16 protein-coding genes, 1 pseudogene and 1 other annotated feature are annotated in these 23,085 nt (G+C 55.5%); of the genes and pseudogenes, 16 read left to right on the forward strand and 1 reads right to left on the reverse strand.

The annotated features are described in order from the left end of the window. Positions 1 to 73 precede the first annotated feature (73 nt). The 9 genes and pseudogenes from MKX42_RS08240 (at position 74) to ypfJ (ending at position 10,018) form a co-directional block, all read left to right on the forward strand. Entirely contained in the window at positions 74 to 796 is a 723-nt protein-coding gene (locus tag MKX42_RS08240; protein WP_340752081.1) for a precorrin-2 dehydrogenase/sirohydrochlorin ferrochelatase family protein, read from the forward strand. A 557-nt stretch (positions 797 to 1,353) separates the two neighbouring features. Further along, positions 1,354 to 2,298, forward strand: a complete 945-nt coding sequence (gene hemC / locus MKX42_RS08245; RefSeq protein ID WP_340752082.1) for a hydroxymethylbilane synthase — start codon at positions 1,354 to 1,356, stop codon at positions 2,296 to 2,298. Between the two features lie 43 nt (positions 2,299 to 2,341). Beyond that, positions 2,342 to 3,889, forward strand: coding sequence for a uroporphyrinogen-III C-methyltransferase (gene cobA, locus MKX42_RS08250; RefSeq protein WP_340752083.1), 1,548 nt, complete (start codon positions 2,342 to 2,344; stop codon positions 3,887 to 3,889). Positions 3,890 to 4,029: 140 nt separating this feature from the next. Beyond that, on the forward strand, positions 4,030 to 5,028 hold the full coding sequence (hemB, locus tag MKX42_RS08255) for a porphobilinogen synthase (protein WP_340752084.1): 999 nt from the start codon (positions 4,030 to 4,032) through the stop codon (positions 5,026 to 5,028). Between the two features lie 18 nt (positions 5,029 to 5,046). Beyond that, positions 5,047 to 6,348, forward strand: a complete 1,302-nt coding sequence (gene hemL / locus MKX42_RS08260) for a glutamate-1-semialdehyde 2,1-aminomutase (protein WP_340752085.1) — start codon at positions 5,047 to 5,049, stop codon at positions 6,346 to 6,348. Positions 6,349 to 6,473: 125 nt separating this feature from the next. Then, positions 6,474 to 7,193: pseudogene (locus MKX42_RS08265) on the forward strand (RluA family pseudouridine synthase); the annotation flags it as partial. A 764-nt stretch (positions 7,194 to 7,957) separates the two neighbouring features. Next, positions 7,958 to 8,230: a hypothetical protein gene (locus MKX42_RS08270; protein ID WP_340752086.1), complete on the forward strand. Its 273-nt coding sequence runs from the start codon at positions 7,958 to 7,960 to the stop codon at positions 8,228 to 8,230. 181 nt (positions 8,231 to 8,411) lie between these two features. Beyond that, positions 8,412 to 8,963, forward strand: a complete 552-nt coding sequence (locus MKX42_RS08275) for a hypothetical protein (RefSeq protein WP_340752087.1) — start codon at positions 8,412 to 8,414, stop codon at positions 8,961 to 8,963. A 194-nt stretch (positions 8,964 to 9,157) separates the two neighbouring features. Next, on the forward strand, positions 9,158 to 10,018 hold the full coding sequence (ypfJ, locus tag MKX42_RS08280) for a KPN_02809 family neutral zinc metallopeptidase (RefSeq protein ID WP_340752088.1): 861 nt from the start codon (positions 9,158 to 9,160) through the stop codon (positions 10,016 to 10,018). 401 nt (positions 10,019 to 10,419) lie between these two features. On the opposite strand, the gene MKX42_RS08285 is transcribed toward ypfJ, so the two are convergent. Beyond that, positions 10,420 to 11,661: a GGDEF domain-containing protein gene (locus tag MKX42_RS08285; RefSeq protein ID WP_340752089.1), complete on the reverse strand. Its 1,242-nt coding sequence runs from the start codon at positions 11,659 to 11,661 to the stop codon at positions 10,420 to 10,422. A gap of 195 nt (positions 11,662 to 11,856) precedes the next feature. On the opposite strand from MKX42_RS08285, the gene MKX42_RS08290 reads away from it, so the two are divergent. The 7 genes from MKX42_RS08290 to MKX42_RS08320 all read left to right on the forward strand — a co-directional run bounded on the left by MKX42_RS08290 (position 11,857) and on the right by MKX42_RS08320 (position 23,078). After that, positions 11,857 to 13,275 carry a glycosyltransferase family 4 protein gene (locus tag MKX42_RS08290; RefSeq protein ID WP_340752090.1) on the forward strand — a complete coding sequence of 473 codons (1,419 nt, stop codon included), beginning with the start codon at positions 11,857 to 11,859 and terminating at the stop codon, positions 13,273 to 13,275. A gap of 138 nt (positions 13,276 to 13,413) precedes the next feature. Next, on the forward strand, positions 13,414 to 14,778 hold the full coding sequence (locus tag MKX42_RS08295; RefSeq protein ID WP_340752091.1) for a LysM peptidoglycan-binding domain-containing protein: 1,365 nt from the start codon (positions 13,414 to 13,416) through the stop codon (positions 14,776 to 14,778). Positions 14,779 to 15,017: 239 nt separating this feature from the next. After that, a complete protein-coding gene (locus MKX42_RS08300) occupies positions 15,018 to 15,680 on the forward strand; it encodes a stalk domain-containing protein (protein WP_340752092.1) in 663 nt (220 codons plus the stop codon). A 92-nt stretch (positions 15,681 to 15,772) separates the two neighbouring features. Then, positions 15,773 to 16,057, forward strand: a binding site (T-box leader). Between the two features lie 159 nt (positions 16,058 to 16,216). Further along, on the forward strand, positions 16,217 to 18,853 hold the full coding sequence (locus MKX42_RS08305) for a valine--tRNA ligase (protein ID WP_340757638.1): 2,637 nt from the start codon (positions 16,217 to 16,219) through the stop codon (positions 18,851 to 18,853). Positions 18,854 to 18,858: 5 nt separating this feature from the next. Beyond that, positions 18,859 to 20,235, forward strand: coding sequence for a bifunctional folylpolyglutamate synthase/dihydrofolate synthase (locus tag MKX42_RS08310; RefSeq protein WP_340752093.1), 1,377 nt, complete (start codon positions 18,859 to 18,861; stop codon positions 20,233 to 20,235). 7 nt (positions 20,236 to 20,242) lie between these two features. After that, positions 20,243 to 21,619: a UDP-N-acetylmuramate--L-alanine ligase gene (gene murC / locus MKX42_RS08315; RefSeq protein ID WP_340752094.1), complete on the forward strand. Its 1,377-nt coding sequence runs from the start codon at positions 20,243 to 20,245 to the stop codon at positions 21,617 to 21,619. Between the two features lie 301 nt (positions 21,620 to 21,920). Further along, complete coding sequence (locus MKX42_RS08320; RefSeq protein WP_340752095.1) at positions 21,921 to 23,078, forward strand: GGDEF domain-containing protein; 1,158 nt, start codon at positions 21,921 to 21,923, stop codon at positions 23,076 to 23,078. The last annotated feature ends 7 nt before the right edge of the window (positions 23,079 to 23,085 follow it).

The following is a 23,085-nucleotide window of genomic DNA, read 5'->3' on the forward strand; positions in this document are numbered from 1 at the left end:
CATGGGAGACTGCATGGGATGGAAGATGGATGAGAGCGAGTAGGAACTGCTGGGGAGAGCTGGAGTGAGCGGGATGAAGAGTAGCTTTCCAGTGGAATGGAAGATGGATGAGAGCGAGTTGGAACTCTGGGGAGCTGGAGTGAGCGTGATGAAAAAGTATCTGCCGATTATGCTGGATGTGGAAGGCCGGAGGGTGGTGATCGTTGGCGGCGGGGCGGTGGCTGCGCGCAAGGCAGCTCCGCTGCTGGAAGCGGGCGCGGAGCTGGTAGTGATCAGCCCCTCGCTCAGCGGGACGCTGGCTGCGATGGCTGATGAGGGGCGGCTGCAATGGATCAGCCGCCCCTATGCTCCCGGGGATCTCCAGGGAGCTGTGCTGGTCTATGCCGCGAGTGATGACCGAGCGGTGAATGAGGCGGTTGCAGGGGAGGCCCGGCTACTGGGGCTGCCCGTTAATGTGGCCAGCCATGCGGAGGCGGGCACATTCATTACGCCCGGCGTGCTCCGCCGCGGGCGCTTGACGGTTTCGGTCTCGACCTCCGGGGCGGGACCGTCTGCGGCTGCGGAGATTACGCAGCAGATTGCGGGGCTGCTCGGCGAGGAATACGAGCCGTATCTGGATTTTTTGCATGAGCTGCGGACAGCGATTAAGCAGCTGGAGCCAGCGGCAGAGACCCGGGCGCGGCTCTTGCGGCGGCTGGGGAAGCTGGATGTGTTGAATGAGCTTAGGCAGGGCACCTTTATACCATGGACGCCCGAGGAGATTGAGGCTTGGGTAGCGCGCAACCGGGTGGAATAGGCGGCGGCAGTGGCTGGGCGGCCGAGGTGGGCAAATGAAGTGTAAAAATGCCCTTGAATTTGTGCGAAGTGGCCCAGTCGAGCAAATTAGGTGTATAAATACACTTGAATTCCGCCAAATCGGCTCAATCGAGCAAATGAAGAGTATAAATACACCTGAATTCGGCGAAAGCCGCTCAGTCGAGCAAATGAAGAGTATAAATACACTTGAATTCGGCAAAAGCAGCTCAAACGAGCAAATGAAGTGTATAAATACCCTTGAATTCGGCAAAAGCAGCTCAAACGAGCAAATGAGGTGTATAAATACACCTGAATTCCGCCAAATCGGCTCAAATGAGCAAATGAAGTGTATAAATACCCTTGAATTCGGCAAAAGCAGCTCAAACGAGCAAATGAAGTGTATAAATACCCTTGAATTCGGCCGAAGCAGCTCAAATGAGCAAATGAAGTGTATAAATACCCTTGAATTCGGCCAAAGCGGCTCGAATGAGCAAATCCAGGGTAGAGTTGTACGGCGGCGGCTGGAATAAGGGACTGACATGAACAGGGGGAATGGGCATGCGGAAGATTATCGTGGGCAGCAGACAAAGTGCGCTGGCGTTGACGCAGACGGGGCATGTGATTGCCGATCTGGAGCGGCTTAGCGGAGAGCATGGGTTTGATTTTACTTTTGAGGTGCATAAGATTGTGACCAAGGGTGACCGGATTCTCGATGTGACCCTGTCCAAAGTGGGCGGCAAAGGTCTGTTCGTCAAGGAAATTGAACAGGCGATGCTGGCGAAGGATATTGATATGGCAGTACATAGCATGAAGGATATGCCTTCCGAATTGCCGGAAGGCTTGATGAATGGTGCGGTGCCGAAGCGTGAAGATCCGCGCGACGTTCTGATCTCTAACAGCGGAGCAGGACTTGAGGGTCTGCCGCAAGGCGCGCGCGTAGGCACAAGCAGTCTGCGGCGCTCCAGCCAACTGGCTGCGCTAAGGCCGGATCTGCTCATTGAGCCGGTACGAGGGAATATTGATTCGCGGCTGAAGAAGCTGGAGAGCGGCGAATATGACGCGATTCTGCTGGCAGCGGCGGGGCTGTCGCGGATGGGCTGGCAGGACCGGATTACGGCATATTTGCCGCCTGAGGTCTGCCTGCCCGCTGTAGGTCAGGGCGCACTCGGCATTGAGTGCCGTGAGGACGATGAGGAGCTGCGCAAGCTGCTAGCGCTGTATAACGATGAGCGCACGGCACTTACTGTGGCGGCGGAGCGGACCTTCTTGGGCGCCCTGAACGGCGGCTGTCAGGTGCCGATTGGCGCTTACGCGACCCTTGAGCCGGAAGGCGAAGCTGCAGGTCCGTCCATAACGTTAACCGGAATGGTCGGAACACCGGACGGTACAGTCATTCTGAAGGAGACCTGCACCGGCAATGATCCGGTGGAGCTGGGTACGGAGGTCGCTCGTAAGCTGGTGGCTCGAGGTGCGGAGAAGATTTTGGCGGATGTAAGGGAATAAGGGTAAGGTATCGCATGTGTATAGGGATAAGGGGATGACGGAGATGGCGGGGAAGGTATATCTGGTAGGTGCAGGTCCGGGGGATGCGAAGCTGATTACGGTCAAGGGGCTGGAGTGTATCCGTAAGGCTGATGTGCTGGTCTATGACAGGCTGGCCAGTCCAAGGCTGCTGAAATGGATGAAGCCCGGCGGTGAGAAAATATACGTAGGCAAGCTCTCGGACCGCCATACGATGAAGCAGGAGGATATTAATCAGCTGCTGGTGGATCTCGCTCTAGAGGGGAAAACGGTGGTGCGTCTGAAGGGCGGGGACCCCGTGATTTTTGGCCGGGTGGGTGAAGAAGCGGAGCTGCTGCGCAGGAATGGCATCTACTATGAGATTGTGCCGGGCATTACCTCGGCCATCAGCGTCCCGGCGTATGCCGGGATTCCGGTGACCCACCGGGAGGCATCGTCTTCCCTGTCGATTATTACCGGCCATGAGAGTCCGGATAAGCTGGATCATTCCATTCAATGGGATAAAGTAACAAATGCGACAGGCACGCTGGTGTTCCTGATGGGTGTCGCCAAAATCGGTTACATCAGCGCCCAGCTTATGAAGCACGGCCGTCCGCCGGAGACCCCGGTGGCGCTGGTGCGCTGGGGGACCCGTGCAGATCAGGAGACGCTGACCGGCACGTTGGCCGATATTGAGGCGAAGGTTACAGCGGCGGATTTTCAACCGCCGGCGGTTATTGTGGTCGGTGACGTTGTGCTCCAGCGGGAGCACCTGATGTGGGTGGAGGCGCTGCCGCTGTTCGGCAAGCGCATTGTAGTGACGCGGGCGCGTGCGCAGGCAAGTGAGCTGGTGGACCGGATCGAGGAGCTGGGCGGCGAGCCGTATGAGTTCCCGGTCATTGAGACGGTGATGCAGCGCGATGCGGACAAGCAGGCGGATATCGCTGCGGCACTTGGCGGGCTTGCGGCTTACGACTGGGTGTTCTTCACCAGTCCGAACGGCGTAGACTTCTTCATGCGGCATCTGACGCAGCAGAAGCTGGATATCCGCAGCCTGCACGGGGCGCGTCTGTGCGCAGTGGGACCGGGTACGGCTGCGGCGCTCGCAGAGCGCGGGCTGATCGCCGAGGAGCTGCCCGTACGCTTTCAGGCGGAAGGGCTGATCGAAACCTTCGGCCCCGAGCTTAAGTCCGGGCAGAAGGTGCTGCTTCCGCGCGGCGACCTGGCGCGTGAGTGGCTGCCTGGTAAGCTGAGGGAGCTGGGGCTGGAAGTGACAGAAGTGGATACGTATGAGACGATTATCACCGGCGAGGATGATATTGAACTGGTGAAGCTGCTGGAGGAGAAACGCATTCATGCGGTGACCTTCACCAGCTCGTCTACGGTGCGCAACTTCCTCGGCATCCTGAGGCGGATGGGCCTGGAAGATCCGCTGGCGCTGCTGAAGGGCGTCAAGATTGCCTGCATCGGACCGGTTACCGAGCAGACCGCAGTCGAAGCAGGACTCACTCCGGGACTGCTGCCGGAAGAAGCCACCATCGAAGGGCTGGTGGAGGAGCTGTGCCGCTGGAATGAATCGACAAGGCTGAGATAGCCTGTTCCTCCAGATCTGTGAGCTTGCCTTTGAGCATTGCAATCGGGTCTAGCCTACTAGTAGTGATAACGTCAACATCCCAATACTGCTTAACACGAATAGATGTGTATATATACTTACTGAACAGGAGGATACAACAAATGAGCTTTCCAATAACCAGACACCGCCGTTTGCGCGGGTCGGCCGGTATTCGCGGCATGGTGCGCGAGACGGTACTCCATGTGTTGGATTTCATCCAGCCGATTTTTGTAACCTATGGAACGGGTGTGAAGAATGAGATCAGCTCCATGCCCGGCGTCTATCATTTCTCGCTGGATACGCTGAAGGCGGAGGTGGATGAGATTGCCTCCCTGGGCATTCCGGCGGTTCTGCTGTTCGGTATTCCCGAGACGAAGGATGCGGTTGGCTCGTCCGGCTTCGCAGACGATGGCATTGTGCAGGAAGCCACGCGTCTGATCAAAAAATGGTATCCCGACCTGCTGGTCGTCGCCGATACCTGTCTGTGTGAATTCACCGACCACGGCCACTGCGGCATGGTGCATACCCATACGGTAGACGGTGTGGTGCACGGGGATGTAATCAACGATGCTTCGCTTGAGCTGCTGACCCGCACGGCGGTCTCGCAGGCCCGGGCAGGGGCAGATATTATCGCGCCGTCGAACATGATGGACGGATTCGTGCAGGCGATCCGTGCCGGACTCGATGCAAATGGCTTCGAGCAGGTGCCGATCATGTCCTATTCGGTAAAATACGCTTCCGCCTTCTACGGCCCGTTCCGCGAAGCGGCGGATTCCGCTCCCCAGTTCGGCAACCGCAAGACGTATCAGATGGACCCGGCCAACCTGCGGGAAGCCATCCGCGAAGCGGATTCCGATGTGCTGGAAGGCGCGGACATGCTGATGGTGAAGCCTGCACTGGCTTATCTGGATGTAATCCGTACGATCCGTGACCAGTTCGATCTGCCGCTTGTAGCCTACAATGTCAGCGGTGAGTATTCGATGGTCAAGGCGGCTGCGCAGCAGGGCTGGATCGATGAGCAGGCGGTTGTGCTGGAGATGCTGACCGGTATGAAGCGCGCCGGAGCAGATATTATCATTACCTATTTCGCCAAGGACGCAGCCCGCTGGCTGCGCGGCTAGGATCAGGAGGGAACAAGCATGGGCAATATGCCGTTGAACCGCCGGGAAGAGGCTTCCCGCACCGCTTTTGAAGAGGCAAAACAATATATTCCCGGCGGGGTGAACAGCCCGGTCCGGGCATTCAAATCCGTAGGATTGACCCCGGTGTATGTCGAGAGGGGCGAAGGCTCGCGGATCTACGATATTGACGGAAACAGCTTCATTGACTACGTCTGCTCGTGGGGACCGCTAATTATGGGACATGCCCATCCTGAGGTGGTGAAGGCGCTGCAGGAGACTGCGGCCAGAGGGACAAGCTTCGGCGCGCCGACCCTGCTAGAGACCGCAATGGCCAAAACCGTGGTAGAACGCGTAGCTTCGGTCGACATTGTCCGCATGGTGAACTCGGGAACGGAAGCGACGATGAGTGCGATCAGACTGGCCCGCGGCTACACCGGACGCAGCAAAATCCTCAAATTCGAAGGCTCCTATCACGGCCATGCCGACAGCCTGCTGATCAAGGCCGGTTCCGGGGTGGCCACCCTGGGGCTGCCGGATAGTCCGGGCGTCCCGGAAGGTGTGGCGGTGAATACGATCACGGTACCTTATAATGACCTGAACGGGGTCAAAACCGCTTTTGAACGTTACGGCAACGAGATTGCCGCTGTCATTGTTGAGCCGATCGCCGGAAATATGGGCGTGGTGCCTCCGCTTCCGGGCTTCCTGGAGGGTCTCCGCAAGGTGACAACAGGGTACGGGGCGTTGCTGATTTTTGACGAAGTGATGACCGGCTTCCGTGTGGACCGGGGATGTGCGCAGGGGCTGTTCGGGATGGACCCGGATCTGACCTGCTTCGGCAAGGTGATCGGCGGCGGGCTTCCTGTAGGGGCTTATGGCGGCAAAAGAGAGATCATGGAGCAGATCGCCCCGTCCGGCCCGATCTATCAGGCAGGCACACTCAGCGGGAATCCGCTGGCGATGGCGGCGGGCTACAGCACGCTTGCGCTGCTGACCCCTGAGGTCTACACCCGTCTGGAGTCGCTTGGCGCAAGACTGGAAGCCGGACTTAAGCGCAATGCGCAGGAGACCGGGGTTCCGCTGACGATTAACCGCGTGGGCTCGATGGTATGTCCGTTCTTCACGGAGGAGCCGGTCATTAACTTCGAGACGGCCAAGACCAGTAACCTGGAGCTGTTCAAGCGTTATTTCGGCAAAATGCTGGATCAGGGCATCAGCGTTCCGCCGTCCCAGTTCGAAGGAATGTTCGTATCCGCTGCACACAGCGAACAGGATATTGACGATACGATTACCGGCCATTACCAGGCCCTGAAATCGCTATGACGGCTGGACCGGAAGAGTTGTCCGGCAAGCATGGCAGCGGCGTGGGCCAAGATGGAAGTGATACCGCCAGCGCCCCCTTCGCCGGTGGAGGCAAGTGGACGCGGCGCGGCGAATGGCTGGAAGCCATGCCGGGCCGGGTCATTACGTCGGCTGCCGACAGACCGGCAGCCATCGATGCCTGGCTGCTGGGCGTAGCCGGCATGCCGGAGAAGCTGCACGCCCGGCTGCGCCGCGAGGACGGCATCCAGTGGAGAGGAGACCGGCTGCGGCTGGCCCTGTTCCCCCACCGGGAAGCGGGAATTGAGCCGGTGTGGCAGGAAGCTGCGGCTGAGGTACTGTTCGAGGACGACTTTTGCCTCGTGGTCCACAAGCCTGCGGGTATGGCAGTTCATCCGGACGGCAGCAGCACCGAGGTGACGCTGGATCATATCGTCGCTGCGCATTATGCGGCTTCCGGCGGAGGGATTGCCGTCCGCCATATCCACCGGCTGGACAAGGATACTACCGGACCCGTGCTGTATGCGAAGAACGAATACGCCCAGCTTGTGCTGGATGAAGATATGCGTGAGAAGAATGTATCCCGCCTGTATGCCGCGATTGTTGAAGGTACAGTGCCGCCTGAGCTTACAGTGATTGATGCCCCCATCGGCCGTGACCGCCATCATGCGGCGCGCAGACGGGTATCCCCTGCAGGGCAGGCGGCGGTAACGCGGATTGTGGGGCGCGAAGCCCTGCCCGGCGGAACCGTAGTGAAGCTGCAGCTGGAGACGGGCCGGACGCACCAGATCCGTGTCCACCTCAGCCATGCGGGTCATCCGCTGTTCGGAGATGACCTCTACGGCGGATCGGGCTGGCATACCGCAGGTATTCCTTCTTTATATGATGAGAAGCCGCCGCGCACGAAGCCTGGTCAAGTGAAGTCTGCCATTACGGCCTGGTTTGAAGAGCAGGAGAAGGCAGGCCTTACCCCTGGCCTGCAAGTCTCCGGCAAGCAGCCGGCTCCACCCTCCAAGCTGGGAGTCAAGGCGAAGCCGGAGAGCGCAGACCGCCAGGCACTGCATGGCGAGAAACTGATTTTCGCCCACCCCTGGACCCGCAACAAGATCGGAGTAGCCGATCCCTGGCCGGAGGATCTGCGCCGCCTGCGCGGACAAATCGGCGGCACAGATCAGGAGTAGGTTTTTACAATTGTGTCTGTAGTCTGTGAAATTAAGGTAAGTCAATAAGTCAATATAAGCCATGCCCAGCCGGGCCGCATTTCTCTGAACTCTGGAGGATCGCGGCTTGGCTATTTTGTTGTTGCTTCAGTGCGACCTCCCCCAGCCGAAACATCGAACAATAAGTGGATTTATGTTATCTAATTTACGCACCATTACTCTCCAGGGAACGTTAAGTGGATTTAGGGCATCTAATTTTCTCAATATGTCCTATATGTTTATTTTCAGCTTATATAAGTGTTGGTTTTCCAACTGTTTCCGGATATTTTTAGATTTACTGGTGAACAGTTACCCTTTTTCCACTTACTACATTGTAGCCACCAGTTAGCCCGCGTGTCCTCTGATACATCTCCGCGCTCAAGCCCGTCTTACTAATATGAGGAGATGATGAGTTGAGTATTCAGGAGACAGGAGTGGTAACCGGCGCAGCAGCGGAGGCGTCAGCAGACGAAGTTGGCAAGATACTCAAAAGCGGAAAAACATTAAAAATTAAGCCCCGGCTGACCTTAAGCGGTGAAGGCGGAATTTATCTGAAGTATTCAGACCCGAGAGAACCGGACGTTCCCAAAACCATCGGAGTATGCTCCTACACCGAAACTTTATCCGGATATTCCAAGGTCATAATCACGAATGACAAGGTGACGGTTAAAGAGAATTGCTGCTAATCTATGGAGGCTGACTGCTATTTTGGCAGCTTGGTCTCCAAATATCCCCTTTAATTTCCCTCTGCGCATTTACAATCCAGATATTTGCAGATTTCCAGTAACATTTGTAACTGACGGGCTTCCAATATATTGATAAAATATTATGTAAGCGCAGTCTATTTGATGAACTGGGGGAATATTTGTGAAAAAAGTTACTAAGTTAATGCTCGTGGCCGGCATTTCATTGGCACTTGTCGGGGTAGGGAACAGCGGTGCCCTGAACAATGTCACTTCGGCAGCGAGCGCACCGCTTAAGGTAGGCCGGGTGGAAGCGGCTGCCCATGGCACCAAATGCTTCACTGTAGCGGTTGCTGTAGTACAAAATGGCGTAATCGTTGCGGCTTCGCTGGATGATTATCAGTTCCTGGGCACCGATGTAGCCACTGGCGTACCGAACTCGGACAAGGATTTCGGCCAGAACTACAAAGATCCGAACATGGTGCTGGCCTCCAAGAAGACCAATGCCAAATACTACAGTGAGCACATGAAGGAAGAAGCCAAATCGACAGTAGCCTATGACAAGAACCTGGCAGCGATCGAGAAATTCGCCACTGGCAAAACGATTAAATCCCTTGAAGCTACACTGACTAACAAAAGCAAAGAGCAAGTCGTTGATGCTGTAAGCGGTGCAACTTTGGTGGATACCCAAGGTTACCTGAAGGCTATTCTAAGCGCAGCTAAGGCTGCAAAATAAACAACTGTTCCATTATTTAACCGATGTTAACCCCTTCATGGCTGCGGCTGTGGAGGGGTTTTGCTATGCGGTTTCCATTTGTCACCAGACCGGCTCCGCTGTTCAAGAGAGTGGCACCCCTGCAATTATGGGTATAACAGTAATAAGTACAAAGACATCAGTATTCGTGAGTATTCATAACTGGGGGGAAGGCCATGAAATGGCAGGGCAGAAGAGGCAGTTCTAATGTGGAAGACCGCAGAGGCCGCGGCGGGGGCGGCGGGGGCAAGCTGATCGGCGGCGGAATTAGCGGGATCGTGATTATAGTGATTGTTACGCTGCTGAGCGGCGGGAATATCGGCGATATTATGGGGAATCTGACCTCAACCGGTTCGGGTACGAACTCAAGTGTCCCTTATGAACAGAGTGCCCAGGAGAAGGAGCTATCCGAGTTCGTATCTGTGGTGCTGGCCGATACCGAGGATGTCTGGTCCGATATCTTCAAAAAGCAGGGGATGACTTACCAGGACCCGACGCTTGTGCTCTACAGCGGTAGTGTGAACTCTGCCTGCGGAACCGCAAGCTCAGCCGTAGGCCCGTTTTATTGTCCGGGAGACGCCAAGCTGTATATCGATCTCAGCTTCTATGATGAGCTGCAGCAGCAGTTCAAGGCGCCGGGTGACTTCGCCATGGCGTATGTGATTGCTCATGAGGTGGGACATCATGTGCAGACGCTGCTGGGCGCTTCCGAGCAGCTGAATGCAGAACGCCAGCGCCTCAGCGAGGCCGAATTCAACAAGGTGCAGGTCCGCTTCGAGCTGCAGGCCGATTATTATGCTGGGGTCTGGGCGCATCATGTCCAGGGCCAGAATCTGCTGGAGGAAGGGGACCTCGAGGAGGCACTGACTGCGGCAAGCGCAGTCGGGGATGATACGATCCAGAAGCGGGCGCAGGGCTATGTGGTGCCGGACAGCTTCACGCACGGAACGTCCGAACAGCGCAAGCGCTGGTTCTATAAGGGCTTCAACTCCGGCACGATTGCCGGCGGAGATACTTTCAAGGCTGCTGAACTGTAGCCGCCGCCTGCATCAGGAACAACAAGAGCCGCTCTTCCGGTTGCCGGAGGGCGGCTCTTGTTGTTATTGGGGATATTAGTATGAGGAGCCGTTTCTGCTCCGTCGGGAAGCTGGGATGTATGCCAAAAACAGCATACATTGTGCTGCTGCGCAGGCGCCCGGCCACAATGTATGCCAAAAACAGCATACATTGTGCTGCTGCGCAGGCGTCCGGCCCGAATGTATGCCAAAAACAGCATACATTGTGCTGCCGCGCAGGCGCCCGGCCCGAATGTATGCCAAAAACAGCATACATTGTGCTGACGCGCAGGCGCCCGGTCCAAATGTATGCGAAAAACAGCATACATTCGACTGGGTCTGCCCGGCCCTGACAGGCCGTCCCCCTGCGCGGGAACATGTGCTTATGGCTGCACATCGTTCCGGTAAGAGAGACGGTTGCGGCCAAGCTTCTTGGACTCCAGCAGGAGCTGGTCGGCGTAGACGTACCCTTTTTCCATAGAAGTCTTCTGGTCCGGGTCCGCCTTATAGTAAAAGAGCCCGAAGGATGCCGAATACGGCACGCGGATCATCTGCTCCTCGAATTCTGCACTTACGCTGTGATCGTGAAGGCTGTCCAGGATCTCCTGAATCTGTGTCCTGCACTCCTCGAAGGTCTTGTCCCTCAGCAGCAGCGTGAACTCTTCCCCGCCGCTGCGGAACAGGATGTCCCTCTCCTGCAGATGCTTCTGCAGCGTCTTCGCAAAATGAACAATGACCCGGTCGCCCACGGCGTGGTTGTAGGTGTCATTGATTTTTTTAAACCGGTCGATGTCCGCCACTACAATTCCGATGTACTCGCCGCTCTGGTTCAGCTCCTTCATCATCTTGTCCATATGCGCCCGGTTATAGGTTCCGGTGAGGAAGTCGCGGTAGGCCATCTGCTCGAATTTGTCGCGTTCATACTTGTGCTGTGCACTCTGTGATTTGGAATAGAACGAGATACTGACCACATAATTGAGCACGAACAGGGCGATCAGCATCTCCCATTTCTCCATTTGCAGCAGCCGCAGCAGCAGAGCGTTACTCAGGGCGACCTTGCTGAAGTCCAGCAGATTCCGGCTCCGCAGCAGCAGGTTCCGTGCTTCACCGCGTGTCTTGATATCTCCCGACAGGGCGAAGGTCAGCACCAGGAAGGTGGAGGACAGCAGGGTGGTGACGCAGACCACGAGCAGGAACAGCAGCCAGTATCCGAGCGGAAGCTTGTCCGCCAGAGGAGAGAGCGCAGTATACAGATAGTACGCCGCAGAGCCGCCTAGTGTGAACGAGCCGATATTGTAGAAGGTATCCAGGAACTCTCCGGGATCGTCGGTTTTTGTTTTCTTTTTATAGAAATATACGATGAACCGGTATACAGTCTCGAACAAGAACGTGCCGAGCGGACCGGCAAAAATCCCGAATGAGGAGGTATAGCTGATCGCATAATCGATTGTAGAGTTCCCGCTCCGGGTCACAATCCGCAATTGGAAGTAGATGCTGGAGAAGATAGTATATAGCAGTAAGGCTTTTATATAGGTAGCGTCCAGGACTACAGCATGCGCGGGAATGAAGGCTATAGCCAGGGATGCGACAAATAGGAAAAGGTCAAATACCCTCGCTTTTGACATGTCGGAAATTTCCTTTCAGGATTTATACCGATTATACCCGAAAAGATGATTCTTGATTAAAAGATATTTTTGAAATTTGCAGGGAATGATCATATATCCCTTTCCGCCTGCCCGCAGCCTACATATACTATTCTGATTAAGGTGGAGCAGACCGCACCTGTGTCTAAATAAATCTATAGCCGGGGAGAGGAATGCATGAAGATATTGCTGGTCACCTACTGGGGCCTCACCAATATGGGCGGAATTTGGACATATATGAAGCAGCTGGCTGACAAGCTGGGCGAGCAGGGCCATTCCGTTACACTGATGGGCAGCCATGTGGAGAACAATACATTGTATTTGCTGAACCGGACAGAGTCTTTTGATAAAAAAGCGTTCTATTCGCTGCTGCTGCCCCAGCTGGATATCGGCCGCTTCCCCTCGCTGCATCTGGAGCACGGCATCTTCAGCTTTGAGCTGGGACGTTACGTTTTCGAGGGCGGCGCCGCTGTGCTGGGCCTGGAGGAATATGATGTCATTCATGCCCAGGACCCTATCGCCTCCTATGCGCTGCGGCGGATCATGCGCCGTTCTGTTCCGCTGGTCGCAAGTGTGCATGGGGCATTGACCAAGGAAACTTACTATGAGTACAAGGGACTTGAGCCCGGCCTTACCCGGGAAGCCTATGAGCTGCGGCCGATCTGGAGATATTTCCGCAGGCTTGAGAGGCTGGGGGCCCAGGCGGCCGACCAGATTCTGGTCTCTTCGGAGTGGATCGGACAGCTTACGCAGAGCCTGGGGGTCAGCCAAGACCGTATCCATACCTTGCCGTACGGGCTGGACCTGCATCAATACGCAGCCAGGGCCGCAGAGACACCGCCGCTTCAATTTGCAGCGGGAATCCCTGTGATCATGTATGCCGGACGTCTTGAATATATCAAAGGCGTCCATGTGCTGATAGAGGCGCTGGGCATTCTGCAGCAGCGCTGTCAGCACTGGATCTGTGCGGTGGCCGGAATCGGCAGCCTCCTGGAGGAGCTCATGGAGCAGACCCGCCTGCTGGGTATCGCAGGGAAGGTCCATTTCACCGGGAAGCTGAACAATATTCCGGCTGCACTCCGGGCTGCCGACATCTATGTTCAGCCCTCTCTCCAGGACACGCAGCCCTTCTCGGTTACGGAAGCGCAGCTTGCCGGGATCGCGCCGATTGTCGCCGGAACCGCAGGCATGCCGGAGATGGTCCGGCAGGGAGAGACGGGCTGGATTGTTCCTCCCGGAGATGCCGCGAAGCTTGCCCTGCAAATCGAGCAGCTGCTGGGGGATGAGGAGCTGAGAAGACGCACCGGCCTCCAGGCTAAACAGTGGGCAGAGCAGACCCGTTCGCTGGATGTTATGGCTGCGGGTACGCTGAATGTATACCAGAGAGCAGTCAGACTGCGGGCGGGCCGTCCGGGAATTCCGGACCACCTCCGGTTTGAGGAAGAACCGGGCGCGGGTGCGCTGCCGGCAGCTTTTCATCCGGCGGATGTGCTTAACGAGTGTAGTCCAGGGAATCCGCTTGCCGTAACGCTGCGTGTGAAGCTTCCACAGCACTACTCTATTCCTGATGCACGTACGGCTCTTCCTCCCCTGTAATAGGCGCTGTCCGCAATTGAAGCGGCAAAGTTGTCATGCCTGCCTGATTGAAGCATATACATGAGGGGAGTAACATTTTGGGCTTATACTCTGGGCTTGTCTCAGGGATAGATTATGCCAAGAAGGAGGACATTTCCCGTGTTTGACCAGTCCCATGGCTTGCGGTTTGATATTTATGAACGCATTCACCTTTCGGAAGAGCTTCCGGGAATAGCAGAGCTGGAGGAAGTCGAGCTGGTTCCCGACATCCAGGTCATCCAGCGGGAGGACCGGGCTGAACTGCACGGACAACTGCTGCTCACCGGACTCTACCGGGGGGAGGATGACCTTACACAGCGTCTGGAGCATGCAATTCCCGTTGAAATCACTGTTCCGCTGACCCGGGTCAGCTCACTTGATGACATAGGGGTGGAGATCGAGAATTTCGATATTGATCTGCTGACGATGCGAACCGTCAACATTACCGGAGTGCTCTCGCTGCGGGGAATCGGAAGTGCAGATGCACAGCCGGCCTGGCAGCAGGAGGAATACACAGTAGCGTATTCGCCGGAGGCAGGAGACAGCAATACGTCTGAGGAGAAATTCCGCAGTCCGGAGAATGATACCCTGTATGAGAATTCGCTCTGGACCTATGGCGAGGGGGCGGCCGAGGGCTCTGAAGAAGATCAGAACTCTGCTAATCCGGCTGAGGCTGTAGTCCAACCTCTGTATGCGGAAGAAACTACGTACACCCAGCCCGCCGCCTATCTCTCCCCACCCCTGAAGGACAAGGAACCCAGAGCAAGGACCCATAGCCTGGATACGGCTTCTTCGGCAGGCAGCAAGCCGGCGGCTGATCCGGTCTCGGGCCACTTCCTCACCTCCAGAGAGAAGACAGCGCCAGCGGCTGTGAACGGCTCGCTTCAGGAGGACACCACGCTTCAGACAGGCAGCGCCGCCTTGAACACAGTGGATCATTGGGGCAACGCGAAGCTTCATGCCGTCTCGCAGCCGGAGCCGGTGCTAACCTCCGCTGCCAATGATGCTGCTGCGCTGTTTGCCGGGAACGAAGAAGGCGAGACGGCCGAGGGAATTCAGGCCACAGACAATGAAGTCTTCCTGTCTGCGGAATCTCTGGCTCCCCCTGAGGAGAAGCAGGATCTCAAGGTTGCCCTTGGCAGCAAAAAAGAACCGGGAGCCGCCGAGCAGGAGCCGCTCACCTTCTCCTCGCTGCTTAGCGCAAGCCGCGCCAACAGAGAGCAGGAGGAACTGCTCGCGGGCGATATTGACTCTGTAGCGGAGGCTGTCCCTGAGGCCGGTAATGATACAGCGTGGAAGAGCCGGTTCATCGGCGGCATGGGCGGAACGGAGCTGTTCCGCAAAGTAAGGCTCTGCATCGTGCAGCGGGAAGAGACGCTGGATACCATAGCCGAGAAATACCAGCTAAGCACCCGGGAGCTGACCATGTATAACCGGCTGTCCGGTCAGGTTGTAGAAGAGGGACAGGTATTATACATCCCTTGAGATTGACGGTATGCGGAGAATTCAGCTTTAACAGGAACAGCCCTTACCTTACGGATGGGGCTGTTCCTGTTTCTTTATGAAGCGATGAAGTGATTTTTATTATGCGGTCTGTATTTACGATTTCCGCTTCTGGTTTACAAACCGTTCAGCCGGGGGTAATAGTCACTACCGGCCTACATACATTACACATTCAGGCAGCTATGCGCTGGTACACTACTTCTGGAAGGATGATATATCACATGAAGAGAAAAGTGGCAGCCACTGCGGCCGCACTAAGCTTGACGCTCACAGTCTCGGCCGGTGTCTACGCCGCCGGTAATCTGCAGGAGATCAAGGCGCTCCTGAACAACAAAATCGGGATCGTCGTGAACGGCCAGGCGTACACGCCCAAAGACGGCAATGGCAAAACCCTCGCCCCGATTACCTATAACGGCATCACTTATCTGCCTGTACGCTCCATCGGCGAAGCGCTGAACACTGCTGTTACTTACGATGCTGCAACCAGCCGGGTCATCATCGGTGATGCTGCAGCTCCAGCTGTCTCCTCCGGAGGCTCGTCCGCAGGAACACCAGCAGATTCTGTGAAGCGGCCGAAGAGCCTGCCGGCGGATTTCCCGCTTCCGGCGGACGCGAAGATATTTGATCTGATTGAAGGCTCGGCGACCGGTAAGCCGTCCGCAACCTTCAGCTACCGTACGAAGCAGAGCCTGGAGACGCTCGGCAATACGTACAAGGACTATTTTGTGCAAAAAGGAGCTACCTCCAAGTCTGAGGAAGTCTCCGCCTCAGCCTTCTCGATTATTGATGCCGGAAGCACATTCTCTGTTACGCTGGATGGCGCTCCCGGAACGGGCAGCAATCAGGGCTTCAATGTGGTTCAAGTGATCTGGAGCGGGGAGTAGGCATCAATGTACGTCTGCTGCGCGCCCTTTGTGTATATGCTGGTTGACTAGGGATAACACTGAATGTATTATTGAACTAAGTAATAACTAGCATAAAGACTGGGAACGGGAAGAGTAGGCGGTCAGCCCTTCAGAGAGCGGGATTATCATTGGTGTGAATTCCCGCAGGATGCAGCCCCCGAAGTCGCCCCGGAGTTGCCCTTCTGAGCTTGTCTTCATCATGGAGACTGGTTAGGATGCGGCCGGTTGCAGCCGTTACCCTGCATGAGTGTCGCGCTAAGCTTCAGGAACCTGTAAGGGAACTTAAGGCAGTGGTTTATTTTTTATTGGCGCGAAACAAAGGTGGTACCGCGAAAGAATGGCCTTTCGTCCTTTGAGACGAAGGGCCTTTTTGTATTCTCAGAAACCGCTAGCTACTCAATACATTTAACAGTGGAGGGTTCACAATGGCTGATAACAACAATGCAGCAGCAGAGCTGCCGAACGGGCAGGAAGCGGCAGAAGCTACCGCTTCAGCTAATCACAAGCAGAGCGACATGCCGACTACATATGATCCGGGAGCGGCAGAGAAGAAATGGTATGCGTACTGGATGGAGAAGGGCTTCTTCGAAGCCGGCAAGCGGCCGGATGCGGAGCCTTACAGCATCGTGATTCCGCCGCCGAATGTAACAGGAATGCTGCATATCGGACACGCGCTGGACTTCACGCTTCAGGATGTGCTGATCCGCACCAAGCGGATGCAGGGATATGATACCCTGTGGCTGCCGGGTACGGACCATGCGGGGATTGCTACACAGACCAAGGTGGAGCAGAAGCTGCGCCAGCAGGGAATCTCCCGCCATGATCTGGGACGCGAGAAGTTCCTGGAGCAGGTATGGGACTGGAAAGACCAGTATGCCAAGACCATTCATGACCAGTGGGCCAAGATGGGCCTGTCCCTCGATTACTCCCGCGAACGCTTTACCTTTGATGATGGAATGAAGAAGGCGGTAAGCAAGGTATTTGTGGAGCTGTACCAGAAGGGCCTGATCTATCGCGGCAAGCGGATTATTAACTGGGACCCGGCTGCCCGCACAGCGCTGTCGGATATCGAGGTTGAATACAAGGAAGTGAACGGTCATCTGTACCATCTGCGTTATCCGCTGAAGGATGGCAGCGGCCATATCACGGTGGCTACCACGCGGCCCGAGACGATGCTGGGCGATACAGCCGTAGCAGTACACCCGGAAGATGACCGTTACAAGCATTTGATTGGCAGAGTACTGGTACTGCCGATTATAGGTAGAGAGATTCCGGTTATTGCTGATGAATACGTAGATAAGGAGTTCGGCAGCGGTGCAGTTAAGATTACGCCGGCGCATGATCCGAATGACTTCGAGATGGGAGTCCGCCATAACCTTCCGCAGATCAACGTAATGGACGAAGGCGGAGTGATGAATGAGGAAGCGGGCGCTTACCAGGGATTGGACCGCAGCGACTGCCGTAAGGCTATCGTAGCCGATCTGAAGGAGCAAGGCGTGCTGATCTCCATTGAGGATCACGTTCATCAGGTTGGGCACAGTGAGCGTTCGGGGGCTGTTGTAGAGCCTTATCTGTCTACCCAGTGGTTCGTCAAAATGCAGCCGCTGGCAGAAGCAGCCATCGCTGCACAGAAGGACGGCGACGGGGTTCACTTCGTGCCGGACCGCTTCGAGAAGACGTACCTGAACTGGATCGAGAATGTCCGCGACTGGTGTATCTCCCGCCAATTGTGGTGGGGGCACCGGATTCCGGCCTGGTACTCCGAATCTACCGGTGAGCTTGTAGTCGCTCACGATGAAGAAGAAGCACGCCGTATCAGCGGGCTGTCCGACCTGAAGCAGGATGAGGATGTTCTGGATACCTGGTTCAGCTCCAACCTCTGGCCGTTTGCTACCTTAGGCTGGCCTGACGGGGAGAGCAGTGACTATCAGCGTTACTATCCGAACAACGTACTGGTTACCGGGTACGATATCATTTACTTCTGGGTAGCGCGGATGATTTTCTCAGCCATGGAATTCACAGGCCAGAAGCCGTTCTCCGATGTACTGATGCATGGACTCGTACGCGATGCCGAAGGACGCAAGATGTCCAAGTCTCTGGGCAACGGCATCGATCCGCTGGATGTTATCGAGCAGTACGGCGCTGACGCCATGCGCTATATGATTACTACCGGCAGTACAGCGGGCCAGGATTTGCGGTTCCGTATGGAAAAGGTAGAGCAGGCGCGCAATTTTGCCAACAAGATCTGGAATGCCTCCCGGTTCGCGCTGATGAATCTGGAAGGCGTAGTCTTTGAAGATATTGACATTACAGGTGAGCTTGGCACAGCAGACCGCTGGATTCTGCACCGCCTGAACGAAACTTCCCGCGATATTACGCGTCTAATTGACTCGTATGAGTTCGGCGAGACCGGACGCCTGCTCTACAACTTCATCTGGGATGATCTGTGCGACTGGTATATCGAATTCGCCAAGCTCTCGCTGTACGGAGCGGACGCAGCCGCCAAGGCCAAGACCCAGTCTGTTCTGGCTTACGTGCTGGACCGCACACTGCGTCTGATTCACCCGTTCATGCCGTTCATTACCGAGGAGATCTGGCAGCATCTGCCGCATGAAGGAGAATCGATCACGCTGGCTGAATGGCCGAAGTACGATGCGGCGCTTGAGAATCCGCAGGCGGTATCAGAGATGAACCTGCTGATGGATATCATCCGGGCTGTTCGCGGTATCCGTGCGGAAGTGAATGCGCCAATGAGCAAGAAGGTCGAGCTGATTATCAAGGCTGGCAGCCAGGACACCCTGGACATTATTTCCCGCAATGACAATTACATCGGGCGCTTCTGCAACACCTCTTCGTTCGAAGCAGGCCTTGCGCCGCAGACACCGGATAAAATGATGTCCGCCGTGGTTACCGGAGCGGAGCTGCTTCTGCCGCTGTCCGGTCTGATCGATATTGATCAGGAGATTATCCGTCTCGAAAAAGAAGTTCAGACCCTGAACAGCGAAGTGGAGCGTGTGGAGAAGAAGCTCAGTAATCAGGGCTTTGTGGCCAAAGCTCCGGCGAAAGTCATCGAAGAGGAACGGGCGAAGCAGGCGGATTATTCCGACAGACGTGAGAAAGTGCTGGCCCGTATTGCAGAGCTGAGAGGATAACAGACATGGAAGAGATCACCCGGAGCGGCACTGCCGCTCCCTTAAGTTCTTATACAGAAGCCGTAGATTGGATCAACAGCCTGATTCCTTTTGGAATCAGGCCGGGTCTGGAGCGGATAGAGCTTCTAATGGAGAAGCTGGGACATCCGCACCGGAAGCTTAAGTTCATTCATGTGGCGGGGACGAACGGCAAGGGCTCAACCTGCGCCTTTTTGACCTCGGCCCTTATTCAGAGCGGATATTCGGTGGGGACCTTTACCTCTCCGTATATCACGAAGTTCACGAACCGGTTCCAGTACAACGGGACGGATATTCCAGAGGAGACGCTGCTTGCGCTTGCCAATCAGCTGCGTCCGCTGGTCCGGGAGATTGCGGGCACTGAGCTGGGCTCACCGACCATGTTCGAGGTGGCAACGGCGCTCGCGATTCTCTATTACGGCGAAGTCTGTTATCCCGATGTAGTCGTATGGGAGACGGGGCTTGGGGGAAGGCTGGATGTAACGAATATCGTTACTCCGGTTGTGTCGGTCATTACTAATGTTGGACATGACCATACCGATGTGCTGGGAGATACGCTTACGCTGATTGCCGGCGAGAAGGCCGGGATTATTAAGCCGGGTGTTCCTGTAGTCAGCTGTGTGAGCCAGCCCGAAGCTGTAGCTGTATTGAAGGCCAAGGCAGCGGCTACCCGTTCGACACTCTATTTAGCCGGAGAAGATTTCAGCTATAGTAAGGTAGAGCAGAGAGACGGCTGCCAGCACTTCACCTTCAACGGGCCGTTCCGGGGGCTTGAGCTGGATATTGCCATGAAAGGCGAACACCAGTTGCAGAATGCAGCCGGAGCAATGATGGCGCTTGAGGTGCTGCGGCAGTATATGGCCTTCATGCTGGAGGACGAGGATGTGCTGGAGGGCTTCCGCGGCACATTCTGGGCCGGAAGACTGGAGGAAGTGAGCACTGCGCCCAGAATTATTCTGGACGGCGCGCATAACCCGGAAGGGGCTGAGAGCCTCGCGAAGAGCCTTCCGCAGTTCCAGCCTTACGGTAAATTAAATTTGCTCATGGGGATGCTGGCAAATAAGCATCACGAGTCGTATCTCAAGCATATACTGCCTATAGTGGATACGCTCATCCTGACCGAACCGGATTTCCGTAAGAAAATGGACGCAGAAGATCTGCAGGCGATCGCAGAAAGTCTGCGGAGTAAATATGCCAAGGAAAACTTGGAAATCATAGTAGAACGTAATTGGGGCCAAGCGCTGCAGAAGCTGCAGACGATCACAGCGGACGATGACCTCGCAGTTGTGTCCGGAACGCTGTATTTGATTTCTGATGTGCGCAGTACGCTTTTACGGCAACCCGATTCTGAAAAAGGCTGGTGACTAACTGTTGGATACTACTGAACGTGTGCATTTTATAGGGATCGGCGGCTATGGTATGAGCGCGATTGCCCGGGTGATGCTGGAGATGGGATATACAGTTACAGGCTCTGATGTAGCTGCCCAGGAGTTAACGGAAAAATTGATAGCCAAAGGTGCCAAGGTCTTCATCGGGCATACGGCGGAGCAGGTAAAAGGTGCGGATTTGGTCGTCTATTCCACGGCGCTTGCCGCGGATAATGTGGAATGGGTGGAAGCAGAGCGTCTGAAAATACCGATTCTGCACCGTTCGCAGATGCTGGCCCGGCTGCTGAATGAGCGCAAGGGCGTAGCGGTGGCAGGAGCGCATGGCAAGACTACCACCTCATCCATGATTGCTCTGGTTATGGAAGACTGCGGCGTGGACCCTACCTACATTATCGGCGGGGAGATTATGAATGTAGGCACGAATGCCAAAGCGGGACAAGGGGAATTCGTCGTGGCAGAGGCCGATGAGAGTGACGGCTCGTTCCTTCAATACCATCCTTGGCTGGGTATCGTTACGAACATCGAAGCGGACCATCTGGAGAACTACGGCGGCGACTTCGGCAAGCTGAAGGATGCTTATGTTCAGTTCATGAATCAGCTGCGCGAGGACGGGACAGCTATCGTATGTGCGGATGATGAGAATCTGAAATCCCTGCTGCCTAAGGTAAAAGGTAAAGTGATCAGCTATGGGATCGAATCGGAGACGGCCGATTATACAGCAACTGATATTGTCCTCGGTGACCGCCAGGTATCTTATACCATGAATCATGGAAAAGAGGTATTAGGCCGTATTGAGCTCTCTATTCCGGGACAATACAATCTGTATAACTCAATGGCGGCAGTGATTTCCTGTCTGAAATCGGGCATTGCCTTTGAAGCCATTGCGGCTGCGATTGTGAAGTTCCACGGCGCCAAACGTCGGTTCCAGGTGCTGGGCGAGGTTGACGAGATTCTCGTCATTGATGATTACGCGCATCATCCAACAGAGATTCAGGCTACGATCAGCGCCGCCAAGGCAACCGGCAAACGCATTATTGCCGTGTTCCAGCCGCAGCGCTACACGCGTACCTTCTTCCTGCTGGATGCGTTCAGCCGCGCGTTCAGCGAAGCGGATGAAGTGATTATTACCGATATCTACTCCCCTGCGGGTGAGAAGCAGATAGAGGGCGTTACCTCCGCCAAGCTGGTAGAGCTGATTGTGCAGAACAGCAACGCCGGCGCACGGCATCTGCCGACGAAGGAAGCTGTGCTTGCAGATCTGCAGGACCGCATTGCTCCCGGTGATCTGGTCATCACCATGGGTGCAGGCGATATCTGGAAGGTCGGTTATGCACTGGCAGACAGCCTGAAGAGCCGGTAAGATTTCACGAAGCGTCAACGTTATAATAGCAGCGATTTTCCCGTTATGGGAGGATTGCTGCTTTTTGTTTTTCGTCCATTGCAGCTTGCCTCAATGCCGCGAAGCAGTAATTTGAAAGGGTTGGGTCATTGGTATCCCGCTTAAACAGCGGAGCGGACGGAACGATTGTGGAAAAACGAAGCGTTCACGCTGTAGAACAAGAAGTTAGAGGTTATAGAATAATAATGATATTGCCGATATAAGCTGCAAATGTTATCGTTCGGATAGAGCAGGTAGATCCGCATAGTTCGGTGGTGTGTTGATGGGCTTTCAGCTTGATATTAAGTCGCTGTTATACTTGTTTATTCTGGGGAATTTTTTTTCCGGCCTGATGATTACGTTTTACCGCTACCACTTCCCCAAAGACATTGCCTCCAGTCTATTCATTGCCTCCAAGTGGATTCAGGTGATCTTCTGGAGCTCAATTCTGCTGTGGGACTATATTCCCCATAGAATCGCTGTACCTCTGAGCAATGCGCTCATTCTGGCCGGCGGAGGGCTGGAGATCGCTGCGCTGATGATGATGATGGGCATGCTGGACCGCCGGGCGAAACTCTATTATCTGACAATCACGGCAGGGAGCATATTCAGCTTTGTTATCGTTGCCCTGTTCTTCAACCATCCGAATATACGGGTCGCAACGACCTCGTTATGGGTCATGCTGTTTGTGCTCTACCCTGGCTGCCGCTTGACAGCGAGCCCGGAGCGCTCTCCGCTCCAGAAGATACTCGCCGCCGTATTTTATGCGATCGCAGCGGTGATGCTACTCAGGTCGTTCGTTGCTCTGGCGGTGGAACCGGATATGGGCCCGCTGACGGCTAATCCGGCGCAGTATTTGTATTATCTCGGGATGTTCCTGATGCTGATTGGAGGCATTGCCGCCTTCATCCTGCTCTCCAATGAGCATTCCTACCAGAAGCTGAAGCGCATTGCCACCTATGACAGCCTGACCGGGATTCTGGGGCGCCGGGCCTTCCTGCTGGAAGCCGAACTGAAGCTGGCGCTTGCCGCCAGGAAGAGGGAATATTGTTCCCTGCTGCTGCTGGATCTGGATCATTTCAAAAAAGTGAATGATACCTACGGGCATGACACCGGCGACAGTGTGCTGCAGGAATTCGCCCTTACTGCCGAGAGTACGCTTGCGGGCGGCGATTTGCTCGGACGGGTAGGCGGCGAGGAATTCGCCATTCTGCTGTACGGGCAGGATGCGCTGAGCAGCAGCCATCAGGCAGAAGCGCTGCGGGAGACACTCAAGGAGGCTTCTGTGCACAGCCTGCCCTGCGGGTATACGGTCAGCATTGGTATAGTCTCTGTGCTGCCTGATCAGCAGACCAGCTTGAACGCACTCTACAAGCTTTGTGATCTGGCGCTTTATCAGGCGAAGCAGGAAGGCCGGGACCGTGTGGTCAGGTCCGGGTAAACGGACC

This window comes from Paenibacillus sp. FSL R7-0204 (genome assembly GCF_038002225.1).
GTDB lineage: Bacteria > Bacillota > Bacilli > Paenibacillales > Paenibacillaceae > Paenibacillus_AQ.